Source organism: Bradyrhizobium sp. CCBAU 51765, assembly GCF_015291725.1.
GTDB classification, from domain to species: domain Bacteria; phylum Pseudomonadota; class Alphaproteobacteria; order Rhizobiales; family Xanthobacteraceae; genus Bradyrhizobium; species Bradyrhizobium liaoningense.
Window position 1 is genome coordinate 4,621,930 of record NZ_CP030038.1, and the last position, 15,928, is coordinate 4,637,857.

Consider the following 15,928-nt stretch of genomic DNA (forward strand, 5'->3'; position numbering starts at 1 on the left):
ACAGGCGGCTCTCTCCTCCCGCGTCATTGCGAGGAGCTCTTGCGACGAAGCAATCCAGACTCGTTCCGCGGAAAGATTCTGGATTGCTTCGCTGCGCTCGCAATGACGCGGAGCAGAGAGCGCGCCTCTCCGTGCACGAGGAGAGGCGTTGCCTCACTCACTTCTGCGGCAGGTTCACCCGGATGTGCAGCTCGCGGAGCTGCTTGGTGGTGGCTTCCGAGGGCGCGCCCATCAGGAGGTCCATGGCCTGCTGGTTCATCGGGAACAGCGAGATCTCGCGCAGATTCGTGGTGCCGCACAGCAGCATCACGATGCGGTCGACACCCGCGGCCATGCCGCCATGCGGCGGCGCGCCGTACTGGAAGGCACGGTACATGCCGCCGAAGCGGTCGACCACTTCCTGCTCGCCGTAACCTGCGATCTCGAACGCCTTCACCATCGCTTCCGGCACGTGGTTGCGGATGCCGCCGGAGGCGATCTCGTAGCCGTTGCAGGTGATGTCGTACTGGAACGCCTTGATGGTCAGCGGGTCCTGGCCCTTCAGCGCCTCCAGGCCGCCCTGCGGCATCGAGAACGGGTTGTGCGAGAAGTCGACCTTCTTGTCGTCCTCGTTGTACTCGTACATCGGGAAGTCCACGATCCAGGCGAGTTCGAACCGCTCCTTGTCGGTGAGGTTCAACTCCTCGCCGACCTTGTTGCGGGCAAGGCCCGAAAACTTCCAGAACTTGTCGGGATCGCCGGCGACGAAGAAGGCGGCATCGCCCTCCTTCACGCCGAGTTGCGCGCGGATCGCGGCGGTGCGCTCAGGCCCGATATTGTTCGCAAGCGGGCCTGCGCCCTCACCGCCCTCGCGCCACATGATGTAGCCGAGACCGGGCTGGCCTTCGCCTTGCGCCCAGGAGTTCATGCGGTCGCAGAACGCGCGGCTGCCGCCGCCCGGTGCCGGGATCGCCCAGACCTGGTTCTTGGGATCCTCGAGCATGCGCGCGAACACCTTGAAGCCGGAGCCGCGGAAGTGCTCCGAGACGTCCTGCATCTCGATCGGGTTGCGCAGGTCCGGCTTGTCGCTGCCATATTTGCGCAGCGCCTCCGCAAACGGAATGCGGCGCCAATTCTTGCTCACCGGCTTGCCCTTGGCGAACTCCTCGAACACGCCGGTGATCACGGGCTCCATCGCCGCGAACACGTCTTCCTGCGTCACGAAGCTCAGCTCGACGTCGAGCTGGTAGAACTCGCCCGGCAGCCGGTCGGCGCGCGGGTCCTCGTCGCGGAAGCAGGGCGCGATCTGGAAATACCGATCAAAGCCCGACATCATCAAGAGCTGCTTGTACTGCTGCGGCGCCTGCGGCAGCGCGTAGAACTTGCCGGGATGGATGCGCGAGGGCACCAGGAAGTCGCGTGCGCCTTCCGGCGAGGACGCGGTCAGGATCGGCGTGTTGAACTCGAAGAAGCCCTGCCCCTCCATCCGCCGACGCATCGACTTGATGATCTCGACGCGCGTCATGATGTTCTGGTGCAGCTTCTCGCGACGCAGATCCAGGAAGCGATATTTGAGGCGGATGTCCTCCGGATATTCCTGGTCGCCGAACACCGGCAGCGGCAGGTCGCCGGCGGGGCCCAGCACCTCGATCTCGCTGACATAGACCTCGACCTTGCCGGTCGGCAGATCGTCATTGTCGGTACCATCGGGGCGGCGGCGGACCTTGCCGTCCATCTTGACCACGAATTCCGAGCGCAGCTTTTCGGCCAGCGAGAACGCCGGCGAGTCCGGGTCGACCACGCACTGGGTCAGCCCGTAATGGTCGCGCAGGTCGATGAACAGCACGCCGCCATGGTCGCGAACGCGATGGACCCAGCCCGAGAGGCGGATCGTCTCGCCGATGTTGCTCTCGCGGAGCGCGCCGCATGTATGTGACCGGTAGCGATGCATGGTCGTCCCAAAAATCAATGTCGGAGGATGCGAATCGAACGGCCTGTCATGGCCGGTCCGAAGTTGCGGCAGGGTTTACCTCGCTAGGACCAAGGCGGCAACCAAGGGAACGCCCTGTTTTGGGCTGGAAGTGCCCATTTTCAGGGGCCGAGCCTTTGCCATCAGGCGTTCCAGCCCTATCTTGAGCGTATGACGGTACATTTCCCCTTCCAGAACTCCTATTCGGCGCTGCCGGACAGCTTCTTCGCCCGCGTCGCACCGACCCCGGTCGCCGCGCCCCGGCTGATCAAGCTGAACCGGCCGCTGGCAATCCAGCTCGGGCTGGATCCGGACCTGCTGGAAACCCCTGAGGGTGCCGAGATCCTGGCCGGCAAGACGGTTCCGGCCGGGGCCGATCCCATCGCCATGGCCTATGCCGGTCACCAGTTCGGGCATTTCGTGCCCCAGCTCGGCGACGGCCGCGCCATCCTGCTCGGCGAGGTCATCGACAAGGACGGCGTCCGCCGCGACATCCAGCTCAAGGGCTCGGGCCCCACCCCGTTCTCCCGCCGCGGCGACGGCCGCGCCGCGCTGGGCCCGGTCCTGCGCGAGTACATCGTCAGCGAGGCGATGTACGCGCTCGGCATTCCGACCACGCGCTCGCTCGCCGCCGTTGTCACCGGCGAGCACGTCATCCGCGAGACCGCGCTGCCCGGCGCGGTGCTGACCCGCGTCGCCTCCAGCCATATCCGCGTCGGCACATTCCAGTTCTTCGCCGTCCGCCGCGACACCGAGGCGATCCGCCGGCTCGCCGATCACGTCATCACGCGCCACTATCCGGACCTTCTTCAAGCGGAGCGGCCGTATCACGATTTGCTTGCCGCCGTCGTCGCGCGCCAGGCCGAGCTCGTGGCGCGCTGGCTGCTGGTCGGCTTCATCCACGGCGTGATGAACACCGACAACTCATCGATCTCGGGCGAGACCATCGATTACGGCCCCTGCGCCTTCATGGACGCCTATAACCCCGCGCAGGTCTTCTCCTCGATCGACGAGATGGGCCGCTACGCCTACGCCAACCAGCCGCGCATCGCACTGTGGAATCTGACGCGCCTCGCCGAATGCCTGCTGCCGCTGTTCTCCGACGAGCAGGAGAAGGCGGTTGCGGAAGCCCAGGACATTCTCGGCGCCTTCTCCGACCAGTTCAGCACGGCCTATCAGGCCGGCCTGCGCAGGAAGGTCGGCCTGTTCACGGAGCGCGACGGCGACGAGGCGCTGATCCAGGATCTGCTGGATGCCATGGCGAAGAACCAGGCCGACTTCACCCTCACCTTCCGCAAGCTCGGTGACGCCGCGGCCGATGACGGCGCCGACGTGCGCGCGCAGTTCATGGAGCCCGCCGCCTTCGACGAATGGGCCGGCCGCTGGCGCGCGCGCATCGCGCTGGAGCCGCAAGGCGCCGTCGAACGGCAAGCCGCCATGCACGCGGTCAATCCGATCTTCATCCCGCGCAACCACCGCGTCGAAGCCGTGATCCAGGCCGCGGTGAACGACGACGATTTTGCGCCGTTCGAGGAATTGGTGAAGGTGCTGGAAAAGCCGTATCAGGACCAGCCGGAGTACGCGGCCTACGCCGATCCGCCGCTGCCGGACCAGCGGGTGCTGCAGACATTCTGCGGGACGTAGCAACAAACGCGGTACGTAGGGTGGATTAGCCCTCGGCTGCGCAAAGCGCAGTCCGCTGGCGCAATCCACCACTTCTCTCAACAAGCGGAAAGTAAGGAGGTGGATTACGCTTCGCTAATCCGCCCTACGACATCCTCGCTTGTGGACGCCGGAACCGCTGTCATCAAACTGAAACACACGCGCTCTAACCGCCTGTCAGGGTCGTCTTGCCGGAGGCGCCCGTCCTCCAAGAGTCCTGACAAGCGCCATGCCCTTCAAATTCATCCACATCACCGACACCCATCTCGCGAACCCCGGCTCGATGCTCTATGGCCTCGACCCGCGCGCCCGGGTGGATGCGGCGATCGCCGACATCAACAAGCATCAGTCCGACGCTGCGTTTGCGGTCGTGACCGGCGATCTCACCCATTGGGGCGAGGCTGAGTCCTACGCCAACTTCGCCGAGGCGATGGCCGCGCTGAAAATTCCCTACATCGCGATGGTCGGCAATCACGACAAGCGCGTCACCTGCCTCGACGCGCTGAAGGCCGCGCCGCGCGATTCCAACGGCTTCGTGCAGGGCACGCGCACCACCGAGCACGGCCTGTTCGTCTTCCTCGACACCCTGGACGAGACCAGCCATGCCGGCGAGATGTGCGCCAAGCGCCTCGACTGGCTGGCGAGCACGCTCGCGGCTGCGCCCGCGGACATGCCGCTCGTCGTGTTCATGCACCATCCGCCCTTCCCGGTCGGCGTGCACGCGATGGACGAGATCGGGCTGAAGCAGAGCGCGGAATTCGCCGAGGTGATCGCGCCTTATCGTGCGCGCATCCGCCATCTCTTCTTCGGCCATGTGCACCGGCCGATCTTCGGCAGCTGGGGCAGGATCCCGTTCTCGACCCTGCGCGGCACCAACCATCAGGTCTGGTTCGAGCTCGACCAGAGCGCGACGCACCTCGCCAGCCACGAGCCGCCGGCCTACGGCGTCGTGCTGATCGACGACGAGAATCTCGTCGTGCACAGCCACGACTTCCTCGACCAGAGTCTGCGCTTCCCCTTCGCGCCGCCGGCGGGAGTGGACGGCCGCGACTACGCGCTCAACTTCCGAGCGCCATGAGATGAGCCTCGCTGAACCCGCGGCTCTCCCGGTCGCGACTTCGGCGGCACCGCGTCTGCACGTCCTGAAGCGGTTCTCCAACCGCTTCAAAGCCTCGTTGCCCGCCTACCTGCTGCTGCTGCCCTCGCTGGTCTTCCTCGCGCTGTTCACCTATGGCGCGATGGGCCGCGTGCTCATCGATGCGCTCTATCAGCGCGCCACACCGAAGGCGCCGCTGCGCTTTGTCGGTCTCGACAATATCGCATCGGTGCTGGCGGATCCTGGCTTCACCGGCGCCGTCGTCAACAACCTGATCTACGCCGTGGGCACGGCGGTGCCGAGCATCGCCCTCGCGCTGCTGTTCGCGCTGGCGCTTGCGCGCACCCATGCCGTGAACAGCGCGCTGCGCGCCGCGCTGTTCCTGCCGGTGCTGATTCCGATGGTCGCGGCATCAGCGCTGTTCCTGTTCATCTTCCTGCCCAATGTCGGCCTGCTCGACTATTACATCGGCCGGCTGCTTCCGGTGCTGCCGAACTGGCTCGGCGACCCCGACATCGCGCTTTACGCGATCATGATCATCACGATCTGGAAGAACGCCGGCTATTACATGCTGTTCTTCCTCGCCGGCCTCCAGGCCGTGCCCGAGGACGTGATGGAAGCCGCGCATCTCGACGGCGCGGGCCCATATCAGCGCCTGCGCCATATCATCCTGCCGGAGCTCAAGCCCACCTTCCTGTTCGTCACCGTCATCGCGATCCTCAACGCGGTGACGCAGGTCGACCACGTCTTCGTCATGACCCAGGGCGGGCCGTCCAATTCGACCAGTCTGGTGCTGTTCTACATCTATCAGCAGGCGGTGGAGCACTACGACATCGGCAAGGCCTCGGCGGCGACGCTGCTGACGCTGGCAGCGCTGATGGGCCTCACCGCGCTCTCCTTCCGGACCATGGCGAACCGCGAGGGCGGGTCATGAAGCTGTTCGACCGCCTGTTCAGGGACGCCCCGCTCGCCACAAGGAGCGAGATCACGCCCAAGCTCGGCCTTCTGCTGACCGTGCTGCTTGCGATGGTCTGGCTCATCCCGTTCCTGTGGATGGTCGTGGCGACGCTGCGCCCGGCCTCCGACGGCATCAACGCCATGGCCGAGCTGATGCCGAGCCTGAAGCCGACGCTCGACAATGTCAGGGATGCCTGGGAGATCGGCGATTTCCCGCGCTACACCCTCAACACCACGATCATCTGCACCGGCATCCTGCTGGTGCAGTTCGTCACGATCACGCTGGCGGGCTTTGCCTTCGCCCGCCTCGACTTCGCCGGCAAGACGCCGATCTTCTACCTGTTCCTGATGCAGCTGATGCTGGTGCCGGTGCTGCTGATCGTGCCGAACCTGTCGCTGGTGGCGCAGCTCGGCCTCTACGACACGCTCGCCGGCGTGATGATGCCGTTCTTCGCCTCCGCCTTCGGCACCTTCCTGATGCGTCAGGCCTTCGAGGCTATCCCGACCGAGCTGGAGGACGCCGCCTTGATCGACGGCGCCAGCCTGCTCCAGCGCATCCGCCACATCTACGTGCCGCTGTCGATGCCGAGCTTCTCGGCGTTCGCCATCATCTCGGTGACCAGCCACTGGAACGACTTCCTGTGGCCGCTGATGGTGATCAATTCGCCGGACAAGCGTCCGCTCACGGTCGGCCTCTCGGTCTTCACCAAGACCGCCGAAGGCACGCAGGCCTGGGGCACCATCGCCGCGGGCACGCTGATGGTGATCGCGCCGCTGCTCGTCACCTTCCTGATCTTTCAGAAACGCTTCATCAGCTCTTTCGTCACCTCAGGCATCAAATAGGAGATTTTCCGATGCTGTTCTCCCGCAGGCTCATGCTCGGCCTTGCCATGGCCGGCACTTTGGCTGGCGCCCTCGCCGTCCCGGCGATGGCCGAAGGCCCGACCGAGATCGATCTGTTCTTCCCCGTTCCCGTCGACGGCAAGCTCGCCCGCGACATGGGCACCTTGATCAAGGAGTTCAACGAGACCCATCCCGGCGTCAAGGCGACCGCGGTCTACACCGGCTCCTATGACGATACGCTGATCAAGACGCGCGCCGCGATCAAGGCCGGCAAGCCGCCGGCTGCCGTGATCATGTCGGCGAACTTCCTGCTCGACATGCAGATCGAGAACGAGCTCACCAATCTCGACAGCCTGATCGCTGCGGACGGCACCACCAAGGAGAAGTTCCTGGGCCAGTTCTTCCCGGCGCTGCAGGGCAATGCCGTGATCAACCGCTCGGTCTACGGCGTGCCCTTCCACAATTCGACGCCGCTGCTCTACATCAACGCCGACAAGGCCAAGGAAGCCGGCCTTGATCCGAACAAGCCGCCGCAGACCTGGGCCGAGCTCACCGACTGGGCCAAGAAGCTTACCAAGCGCGAGGGCGACAAGGTGACCCAATGGGGCATCGCGATCCCCTGCGCCTACGACTATTGCGGCTGGATGATGGAAACGCTCACCATGAGCAATGGCGGGCGCTACTACAACGAGGAGTTCGGCGGCGAGGTCTATTATGACACGCCTTCGATGCTCGGTGCGCTCACCTGGTGGAACGACCTCGTCTACAAGCACAAGGTCCACGCGCCCGGCGCCACGCCCGGCCCTGCCGTCAGCACCTCCTTCATCTCCGGCAATGCCGCGATGATGATGCTCTCGACGGGCTCGTTGACCTATGTGCGTGACAACGCCAAGTTCGCCTACAAGGTCGCTTTCATCCCCCGCAACGTCCGCAACGCCGTGCCGATCGGCGGTGCCTCGCTGATCATGCCGGCAGGGCTCGATGCCGACAGGCAGAAGGCCGCCTGGACGCTGATCAAGTGGATGACCTCGCCGGAGAAGAGCGCCTGGTGGAGCCGCGCCACCGGCTATTTCGCGCCCAACATGGCCGCCTACAAGACGCCCGACATGGTCGAATTCCTGGGCAAGAACCCCGACGCCAAGACCGCCGTCGAGCAGCTCGACGTCGCCAAGCCGTGGTTTGCGACCTACAAGACCGTGCCGGTGCGCAAGACCCTCGAGGACGAGGTGATGCTGGTCCTCAACGGCAAGAAGCAGCCGAAGGAGGCCCTCGCCGCCGCCCAGAAGGCCGCCGACGAGACGCTCAAGCCGTACAACGCTGAGACGTCACTGAAGCTGCCGTAAGGCCGGCTTCGCGCCGAATGCGCGATCTCAAGGGTGGGCAAAGGCGCAAAGCGCCGTGCCCACCATTTCCATCTCAACTCTGTTGACCGATGGTGGGCGCGCTTCGCTTGGCTCACCCCACGCAGCTGAAGCTGCCGGAAGGCCGGCACACCTTATCGAGAGAACACATATCGACGTCCCGCCATGCGGGGCGCCGATATCGTTTTGGGGCAAAGCCAAATCTATTAACCCCCCGTCTACCATCATACCGCGCTCGTCGCCGGTAACCATTGGAATTAACAGACCCTCAACGTGCCACCGACAAATCTATCAATGTTTCTGGAGGTTTCGCCGTGGATCTGTTGGTTATCGAGTTCCTGGGACTGGCTCTGGTCGCCATGTGCCTCCTCGTGGTGGCGCTGCCCTGCGCGCGAAAATCCACGCAGCGGGTCCGCTACGAATAGGATTTTCGTCGGAAAAAGCCGCCTCCGGCCCAAAAGCAAGGCTCGAATTCGCTCAGAGCCCCTTGACATCACAGCACTTTCGGCAGAACGGCTGATACCACGTGTCATGGGCCGTTCATGGATTTGATTACCACCACCGCTGACCTCGCGGCTGCCTGCAGCCGGCTGGCCAAGCACCCCGTCATCACCGTCGATACCGAGTTTCTGCGCGAAACCACCTATTACCCGCTGCTGTGCGTGGTGCAGATGGCCAGCGCCGAGGAAGCTATTGTCATCGACACCCTGGCCGAGGGCATCGACCTCAAGCCGTTCTTCGAGCTGATGGCCAACGAGGGCGTGCTGAAGGTGTTTCACGCCGCCCGCCAGGACATCGAGATCATCTGGCACCAGGCCAATATCATCCCGCATCCGGTGTTCGACACCCAGGTTGCCGCGATGGTGCTCGGCTACGGCGACAGCATCGCCTACGACGCGCTGGTCGAGAAGGTCACCGGCCACCGTCCGGACAAGACCCACCGCTTCACCGACTGGTCGCGCCGGCCGCTGACCAAGGAGCAGATGCATTACGCGGTGTCCGACGTCACCCATCTGCGCGACGTGTTCGCCGCGCTCGACGCCGACCTGAAGAAGCGCCGCCGCAGCGAATGGGTCTCCATCGAGATGGAGGTCCTGACCTCCCCCCGCACCTATGATTTTCATCCCGAACGCGCCTGGGAGCGGCTGAAGACGCGGGTGCGCAAGCCCAAGGACCTCGCGGTGCTGATGGAGGTCGCGGCCTGGCGCGAGCAGGAGGCGCAGAGCCGCGACGTGCCGCGCGGCCGCGTGCTGCGCGACGAGGCGATCACCGACATCGCAACCCACGCGCCCACCACGCTGGAGAAGCTCGCGCATCTGCGCTCGGTGCCGAAGGGCTTCGAGAAATCCAAATGGGGCGCGGACATCGTCGCGGCGGTCGAGCGCGGGCTGGCGCGGGACTTTACCAAGCTGCCCAAGCTGGAAAAACCGCGCAACAATTCCAACGGCGCCGCCATCGTCGAGCTGCTGAAGGTGCTGCTGCGGATGACCGCCGAGCGCCATGCGGTCGCAAGCAAGGTCATCGCGACCGTCGACGATCTCGAAGAGATCGCGGCGGACGACGAAGCGGACGTACCAGCCTTGCGCGGCTGGCGCCGCGAGCTGTTCGGCGATGCCGCCTTGAAGCTCAAGCGCGGCGAGCTGGCGCTTGCGATCGAGAAAGGCCGCGTGATCGGGGTGCAGCGGGCGTAGCGGTCGGCACGATCAGCGCAATGCCAGCAGAACCAAACCCTCATCCTGAGGAGCGCGGAACGCGCGTCTCGAAGGATGAAGGCCCGGCTGGTGGCCTCGCCCTTCGAGACGCGCGCCAAGAGCGCGCTCCTCAGGGTGAGGGTCCACCATCTCCGATGCCGCCCTACGCCGGCGTCAGCTTCGCCACCTCGCCCTTCATGTCATTCAGCACGCCGGAGATCGCTCCGACCAGCTCGTCGATCTGGGCCTTGGTCGTGATCAGCGGCGGACAGATGGCGATGGCATCGAGCATGTTGCGCGAGATCACGCCGCGCTCCTGGAGCATGCGGCTGGCGATGCCACCGACCGCGCCCGGCGTCGCCGCTGCGGTCTTGCGTCCCTTGTCGAGCACGAGCTCGAGGGCTGCGATCATGCCGACGCCGCGGACCTCGCCGACCAGCGGATGGCTGACGAGCTCGCGTAAGCGGCCCTGCATGTAGCCGCCGAGCTCGGCGGCATGCGCGACCAAGCCACGCTCCTCGATGATCTTGAGGTTCTCCAGCGCAATCGCCGAGCCGACCGGATGGCCGCCCGCGGTGAAACCGTGGCCGAGCACGCCGATCTTGTTGCTCTCGTCCGCGATCGGCTCGAACATGCGGTCGTTCAGGATGATCGCCGACAGCGGAAAATAGCTCGAGGTGATCTGCTTGGAGACCACGATCGCGTCCGGCTTGATGCCATAGGTCTCGCAGCCGAACATCTTGCCGGTTCGGCCGAAGCCGCAGATCACCTCGTCAGCGACCAGCAGGATGTCGTACTTCTTCAACACCTTCTGAATCTTGTCCCAATAGGTCGCCGGCGGCACGATGACACCACCCGCCCCCATCACCGGCTCACCGAAGAAGGCGGCGATCGTGTCAGGCCCCTCCTTCTGGATCAGCGCATCGAGCTCCTCGGCGCGGCGCGTCGCGAAGTCTTCCTCGCTCTCGCCGGGGGCGCCGTCCTTGTAGAAATGCGGCGAGCCCGTGTGCAGGATGTTCGGCAGCGGCAGGTCGAACGAGCGGTGGTTGTTCGGAAGGCCGGTGAGGCTCGCGGAGGCAATGGTGACGCCGTGATAGGCACGCAGGCGGCTGATCACCTTCTTGCGCTGGGGCTGACCGAGCGCGTTGGAGCGATAGGCGATCAGCTTCAACACCGTGTCGTTCGCCTCAGAGCCGGAATTGGTGAAGAACACCTTGCTCATCGGCACCGGCGCGAGCGCGACCAGCTTCTCGGCGAGGTCGATCGAGGGCCCGTGCGATTTGGCGGAGAAGGTGTGGTAGAACGGCAGCGCCTGCATCTGCTTGTGCGCCGCCTCGACCAGCCGCTTCTCGTTGAAGCCGAGCCCGACGCTCCACAGGCCGGCCATCGCTTCGAAATAGCGCTTGCCCGTCGCGTCGAAGACATACGGCCCCTCGCCGCGCTCGATCACGAGGGGGCCAGCCTGCTGATGCGTGCGCGCGTTGGTGTAGGGATGGAGCTGATAGGCCACATCCCGGGCCTCTTGCGAATTGGGCAGCATGGACATTTGCGAAGATCCTTGAAAGCGTCACGTCGCAGGCAGAGCCGGCGTCATCACTTGATGGCAAGTACCTTGGCTATTGCGACAGCGCAGAACATGCAACGCCAATTCGTCGGCAGCAAACGCTCAGCAGCGATGCACAAAGCCGCATGTCACAAATCCGCACATGACAGAACCGCACTGGGGCAGCTCTCACGCCGCGCCGTCGTCGCCACCATCGTCGGCGGCGGCGCCGGCTTCCCTCACCTCCACTAGCGCCATCGAGAGCAAGTAGAGTGTCGTGGGCAGCCCAAGCCTGCGCGCCCTCTCGGCGGCACGCGACAGATCGCTCGCCAGCTCCTTGAGCTCCTCTCCCCGTGACAATCTCTCACCCCATCCGCCGGTTGCGGACGCCTACACCGCAACGGCGCCGCTGGTTCTGATCAGTTCGGCGCTGGACTGCATTGTAGCAAAATTTCCGATGACATTCACTACCGCATGCCTGTAGGCGGCGGCATCGTCCGCGCCCGGCTGCCGGCAGGCCGCGGCGTCAGTGACCACCTGGTAGCGATGGCTGCGATGAAACCCGTCGACGGCGGTGGCCAGGATGGTCTCGTCCAGGGAAAAGCCGGTCAGAATGCAGCGCGTGGTGCGGATACTGGACATGTAGTCTACAAACCGCGACGAGCTGTAGGCGGACGGCAGCGGGTGCTCGAACGTCATCTCCCCCGGCCGCGGCCTGGTTGCCGCGATCCAATCGGTCAGCCCGGATGCCGGATTGAACCAGGCCGCCTGCGCGATGCGCTTCAGATGCATGACCGGCCACAAATTGCTGCGCCACAGCGTGAGGAGTTCCAGGCAACGCGCCGTCACCGCATCGCCGTCGAGGACGACATGGCGACGGCCGGGGGTCAGATATTCGACCTGAAGATCCGCACAGACCAGTATCGGCGGATCATCATGCATGGAAGCCAGCATCTCGTTGCGCGCAGCTGCACCAGTTTCAACGGTCGGCCAATGCGAGGTCCCGCAGCGGTGAGGTCACCGCCCGCCCCGCAGAGGCATCAAGCACGCCCGGCCGGTCCCAATCGCCCTCGGGACGGATGATCACATAGGGATCGCTCTCCAGCGTGATGGCGTCCGGGCCCGGCTCGATCTCCAGCAACATTTCTGTGTAGGAGAAATCCGAGAACGTGATCTTGCGGTTGTGACCGAGCGGCTTGGCGCCGAAATGGGCCCAGAAATCGACCAGCCGGTCCTGCGCCTGGCCGTAGATCTTGCGAAAGCCCTTGCGCTTCACGTAGTCGACACTGGCCTGCACCAGCTTGAACGAGACGCGCGAGCGCCGATACTGGTGACGCACCGCGAGCCGCTCCACCTTGGCGAAATCGCCGAAGAACCGCACCCGCAGGCAGCCCGCAGGCTCGTTGCCGACGAAGCCGATGAAATGCGCGGCGACCATGTCGTTGCCGTCGAACTCCTCCTCGAACGGACAATCCTGCTCGGCGAGGTAGACCGCCGAGCGGATGGCGGTCACCAGCATGAGATCGTTCGGATCGCGCGCGAGGCGGATGGTGATGGCGCGGGAACAGGGCTTGGCGAGAGGAATCCTAGTACCGTGCATCTGCAAAGCTCCTTGATTGGATGATCGCGCCTGGCATGCGCATCGGCTGCCGATGCCAGGGACGCTCGTAGCACCAAAGGTCGGGTTGGAAGCTCGGGACAGGCGCAAAGCCCGTCGCCTTCATGATATCGCGTCCGGCCACCGTTGACGGCTGCGCATAGCAATCCGCGCCGCGAAACCTTATCTGCCGCACATGAGCCGCGGCCTTGCCGAGACCGGCGATGCCGCGCCCCGTCGCCGCGATCGCCCAGATGTAGATGGCCGCGACGTCTTCGTCCGCGGACGCGAGATGGCGCGTCTCGGGCGCGGTGAGGCAGATCTCGTCGAGCAGCAGCGCATCGTGTCCGCGATCATTGAGAAACAGGAAGGCCATGCCGCCGACGAGGCGGCCCTTCCGGCTGAACGTCAGGATGCTTTGAGGATCGAACGTGAAGTACCTCGCAAGCTCCGCTGCGCCGATCTGCACGCCCGGCACCAGCCGATGCGCCATATCCGAAAGCGCCGCAATTTCGGAGAATTGCGCACAGCGCACGTCGACATCCGGGCTCAGCGGCAAGGCATCGAAATCGTGCCTTGCGGCAAACGAGCCCCTTTCCATACTCATATCACGCCTCTATCGTTCGAGGCTTTCGTGCCCCGCTATGACGATGAGATTAGCGGTTGGGGATCAGGAGTATGCAGCAGTTATTGCACCGGGGTGCTGCGATGATGCAGCACCGTGAAGAAGCCCTGGATGCGTCCTGGGACGATTTGAAGCTGTTTTTAGCGTGCGCAAAATATAAAAGTTTCCGCAATGCGGCCGAAGAGCTCGGGCTCACCTCCACGACCTTGATGCGCCGCGTCGATCGGCTCGAAGAGAGGATCGGGTGCAAGCTGTTCCTGCGCGACCAGAGTGGACTCACGCTCAGCGATGAAGGCACCGCAATGATCGCCGACGTTGCGCATATGGAGCGTCATGCCTTCAACATCTTCCGCCGCGCCTCGCGATCGTCGAACGACACCTCGGGCACCGTGCGCGTCGCGGTGACGGAAGGCCCCGGGAATTTCTGGATCCTGCCGCGACTGATCGACTTCCAGAAGACCTACCGCAAGATCACGGTCGACCTGCGCTGCGCGATGGAGCAGGCCGACGTCGCGCGGCTCGAATCCGATATCGCGATCCAGCTCGAGCCGCCGACCAATCCCGATCTGATCGTCGCCAAGCTCGGCCGTCTCCACATCTATCCCTTCGTCTCCAAGGAGTACGAGACTCTCTACGGCGTGCCGACAACGCTCGCCGAATTGAAGAACCACCGCATCATCAAGCAGAGCGCGCCGCAGGTCGACGACGGCGCCTATGCCCGTGTGCTCGGGCTGAACTCGCTCGAGGGCATCGTCGGGATCAAGACCAATTCGTCGGTCGGCGTGCTCTATGCCGTCGAACGCGGCGCTGGCATCGGCTTCCTGCCGACGGTATCGATCGCACTCGGTGCGTCGCTCGTTGCCGTCGATCTCGGCGTCAGCCACCACGCCGATCTCTGGCTCACCTATCACAGGGAGTTCCGCACCTCCGAGCGTCACAAGGTTGTGGTCGACTGGCTGAAGAAGATCTTCGACGCCAGAACCTATCCCTGCTTCCGCGACGAGTTCATCCATCCGAACGCGCTGGTGCCGATGATGACGGCCGCGCGCGAGGGGTTTGGATTGGCGGGCTATGTCGCGGCAACGCCGACCTGAGCGCGGACGAGCTTCAGCTCACCATTTGTATTCGAAGCCGACGGTACCCTGGTGCAAGGTGAGCTCGTTGCGGAACTTGCCGTCGTAATTGACGTAAAGCCGTGCCACGTTGGTCAGGCTGAGCGAAGCCGAGGCACCGGCATCCGCGCCGTAGCGGCTCTCGCCGATGCCGGGGACCACGATGCTCTGGGCGCCCAGGCTGACCTGAATCGATCCCAGGTCCTGGTGGAAATTGTCGACGAGCTTGCCGTAGGCCGAGAGGTCCAGAATCTTCTGGTCGAAGATGAAGTAGCGGCCGATCTCTGCGCCGATCATCACGCGCGCGCGGGAGAGCGCCGTCGAGCCGACGCTGAGCGGATCGAGACCGCCGGATTCCTGGAACGCGGCACTGGTAGCGCGCACATATTCCAGCGCGCCCTTGGGCACGATGCGCATCTGGTCCCTGGTCCAGTAATAGCTGATCTCGGTCAGCGCGCCGTCGACCGCTGCGCGATAGCCCGCGGTCGCCAGGCCAAGACCGGTGTCGCGGCTGGACCGGACCTTGCCGAAACCATGCACCACGGCAAAGGCCCAGGTCCATGGACCCTTGTCGACCGAACCATTGAAGCCAAGCTGGGTCAGGTCGAGCGTGGCCGACTGGAGCGCGAGCGGCACGTCGATGTCGGTGTGGCTCTGGTCGATGGAGAAGCCGATGTTGACACCGGGCGCGAGCCGCGCGCCGAGGCCCGCGACGCCGCCAAACGTCCTGCGCTTGTCGCCGACGAAATCGCCCTGCGCCTCGGTGCGGACCGAGATGCCGTAGCCCTCGAACCAGGTACGGTAGCGCGGATCCTCCGTGCTCGCGGAGGCGCCGCCGCCGCCGGGATTGGTCCGGAACGACCGGTTGAAACCATTGGAGGCCTGGTTGCCCAGCCGCTCCAGAAATCCCGAGCCGAAATTGAGCATGCTGTTGCCGGCCGACTGATCGTAATTGGTCGCGGTCGGCATCGGGATCGGGGTCGGCGACGGTGTGGGCGTCGGCGTTGGTGTCGGGGTCGGAGTGGGTGTCGGACTCTGCGCGAGGACGGCTGTCGCGGCCGACATCGTTACGACCAGCGCAAGCGCGACGGCTGCAAAGGTCTTGGCGACCGCTGCCGCGATCCGGCGGACGCGGTCCAGCCCGATCGTCCGCCGTGTCCCGAACGGCTGCGAGGTGCAGCGCATGACGACTAAATCCCAAAGCAAAAGGCGGCCCGCAAAAATGCAACACGAGCGGCTCGCGCCGTGTGGCGATTTGTGCCGAACTGCAACGGAGGGTCAACCGGTTGGCCCGCTGTCTCCGAGGCTATTGCCCTCGATTGTGGTTCCGCGGCCACAGGTCGCAAATTGCAAACGACGGCGCCAACCCCGGTCTTGAAATTCGCACTCTGCTTGCTAGCGCGCGATTTTCATGTTGCAATATCGGACACAATCGGAATTGGCCGCTCTGCTGTGCGTTTCGCGACATTGAGACTCAAGACTCGAACAGGCTT

The 15,928-nt window shown here is 64.5% G+C and carries 14 protein-coding genes; 7 read left to right on the forward strand and 7 right to left on the reverse strand.

Translation table 11 applies throughout. The annotated features are described in order from the left end of the window. Positions 1-157 precede the first annotated feature (157 nt). Positions 158-1,930, reverse strand: a complete 1,773-nt coding sequence (gene aspS, locus XH96_RS22205; protein ID WP_194387665.1) for an aspartate--tRNA ligase — start codon at positions 1,928-1,930, stop codon at positions 158-160. Between the two features lie 189 nt (positions 1,931-2,119). Between aspS and XH96_RS22210 the strand changes: the two genes are divergently transcribed. The 6 genes from XH96_RS22210 to rnd all read left to right on the forward strand — a co-directional run bounded on the left by XH96_RS22210 (position 2,120) and on the right by rnd (position 9,558). After that, complete coding sequence (locus XH96_RS22210) at positions 2,120-3,592, forward strand: YdiU family protein (protein ID WP_194387666.1); 1,473 nt, start codon at positions 2,120-2,122, stop codon at positions 3,590-3,592. A 247-nt stretch (positions 3,593-3,839) separates the two neighbouring features. After that, positions 3,840-4,688 (forward strand): phosphodiesterase, encoded by an 849-nt coding sequence (locus XH96_RS22215; protein WP_194387667.1) that lies wholly within the window; start codon positions 3,840-3,842, stop codon positions 4,686-4,688. 1 nt (position 4,689) lies between these two features. Beyond that, positions 4,690-5,640 (forward strand): carbohydrate ABC transporter permease, encoded by a 951-nt coding sequence (locus tag XH96_RS22220; protein ID WP_194387668.1) that lies wholly within the window; start codon positions 4,690-4,692, stop codon positions 5,638-5,640. Continuing rightward, positions 5,637-6,506: a carbohydrate ABC transporter permease gene (locus XH96_RS22225; RefSeq protein WP_194387669.1), complete on the forward strand. Its 870-nt coding sequence runs from the start codon at positions 5,637-5,639 to the stop codon at positions 6,504-6,506. Before XH96_RS22220 ends, XH96_RS22225 begins: the two co-directional genes overlap by 4 nt. Before the next feature lie 11 nt (positions 6,507-6,517). Next, positions 6,518-7,849: an ABC transporter substrate-binding protein gene (locus XH96_RS22230; RefSeq protein ID WP_194387670.1), complete on the forward strand. Its 1,332-nt coding sequence runs from the start codon at positions 6,518-6,520 to the stop codon at positions 7,847-7,849. Between the two features lie 560 nt (positions 7,850-8,409). Next, a complete protein-coding gene (gene rnd / locus XH96_RS22235; RefSeq protein ID WP_194387671.1) occupies positions 8,410-9,558 on the forward strand; it encodes a ribonuclease D in 1,149 nt (382 codons plus the stop codon). 163 nt (positions 9,559-9,721) lie between these two features. On the opposite strand, the gene XH96_RS22240 is transcribed toward rnd, so the two are convergent. The 5 genes from XH96_RS22240 to XH96_RS22260 form a co-directional block, all read right to left on the reverse strand. Next, positions 9,722-11,104: an aspartate aminotransferase family protein gene (locus XH96_RS22240; RefSeq protein ID WP_194387672.1), complete on the reverse strand. Its 1,383-nt coding sequence runs from the start codon at positions 11,102-11,104 to the stop codon at positions 9,722-9,724. 186 nt (positions 11,105-11,290) lie between these two features. Continuing rightward, positions 11,291-11,461, reverse strand: coding sequence for a hypothetical protein (locus XH96_RS22245; protein ID WP_162832002.1), 171 nt, complete (start codon positions 11,459-11,461; stop codon positions 11,291-11,293). 30 nt (positions 11,462-11,491) lie between these two features. After that, on the reverse strand, positions 11,492-12,055 hold the full coding sequence (locus tag XH96_RS22250) for an isochorismatase family protein (RefSeq protein WP_194387673.1): 564 nt from the start codon (positions 12,053-12,055) through the stop codon (positions 11,492-11,494). A 25-nt stretch (positions 12,056-12,080) separates the two neighbouring features. Continuing rightward, on the reverse strand, positions 12,081-12,701 hold the full coding sequence (locus XH96_RS22255) for a GNAT family N-acetyltransferase (protein WP_194387674.1): 621 nt from the start codon (positions 12,699-12,701) through the stop codon (positions 12,081-12,083). Then, positions 12,688-13,305 (reverse strand): hypothetical protein, encoded by a 618-nt coding sequence (locus XH96_RS22260; RefSeq protein ID WP_194387675.1) that lies wholly within the window; start codon positions 13,303-13,305, stop codon positions 12,688-12,690. The genes XH96_RS22255 and XH96_RS22260 overlap by 14 nt, the downstream gene beginning before the upstream one ends. Before the next feature lie 71 nt (positions 13,306-13,376). Here XH96_RS22260 and XH96_RS22265 point away from each other — a divergent pair, with 71 nt between their 5' ends. Continuing rightward, positions 13,377-14,417 carry a LysR family transcriptional regulator gene (locus XH96_RS22265; RefSeq protein WP_194387676.1) on the forward strand — a complete coding sequence of 347 codons (1,041 nt, stop codon included), beginning with the start codon at positions 13,377-13,379 and terminating at the stop codon, positions 14,415-14,417. An 18-nt stretch (positions 14,418-14,435) separates the two neighbouring features. Here the strand turns inward: XH96_RS22265 and XH96_RS22270 are convergent, their stop codons facing one another. Beyond that, complete coding sequence (locus XH96_RS22270; protein ID WP_194387677.1) at positions 14,436-15,620, reverse strand: autotransporter outer membrane beta-barrel domain-containing protein; 1,185 nt, start codon at positions 15,618-15,620, stop codon at positions 14,436-14,438. Between the last annotated feature and the right edge of the window lie 308 nt (positions 15,621-15,928).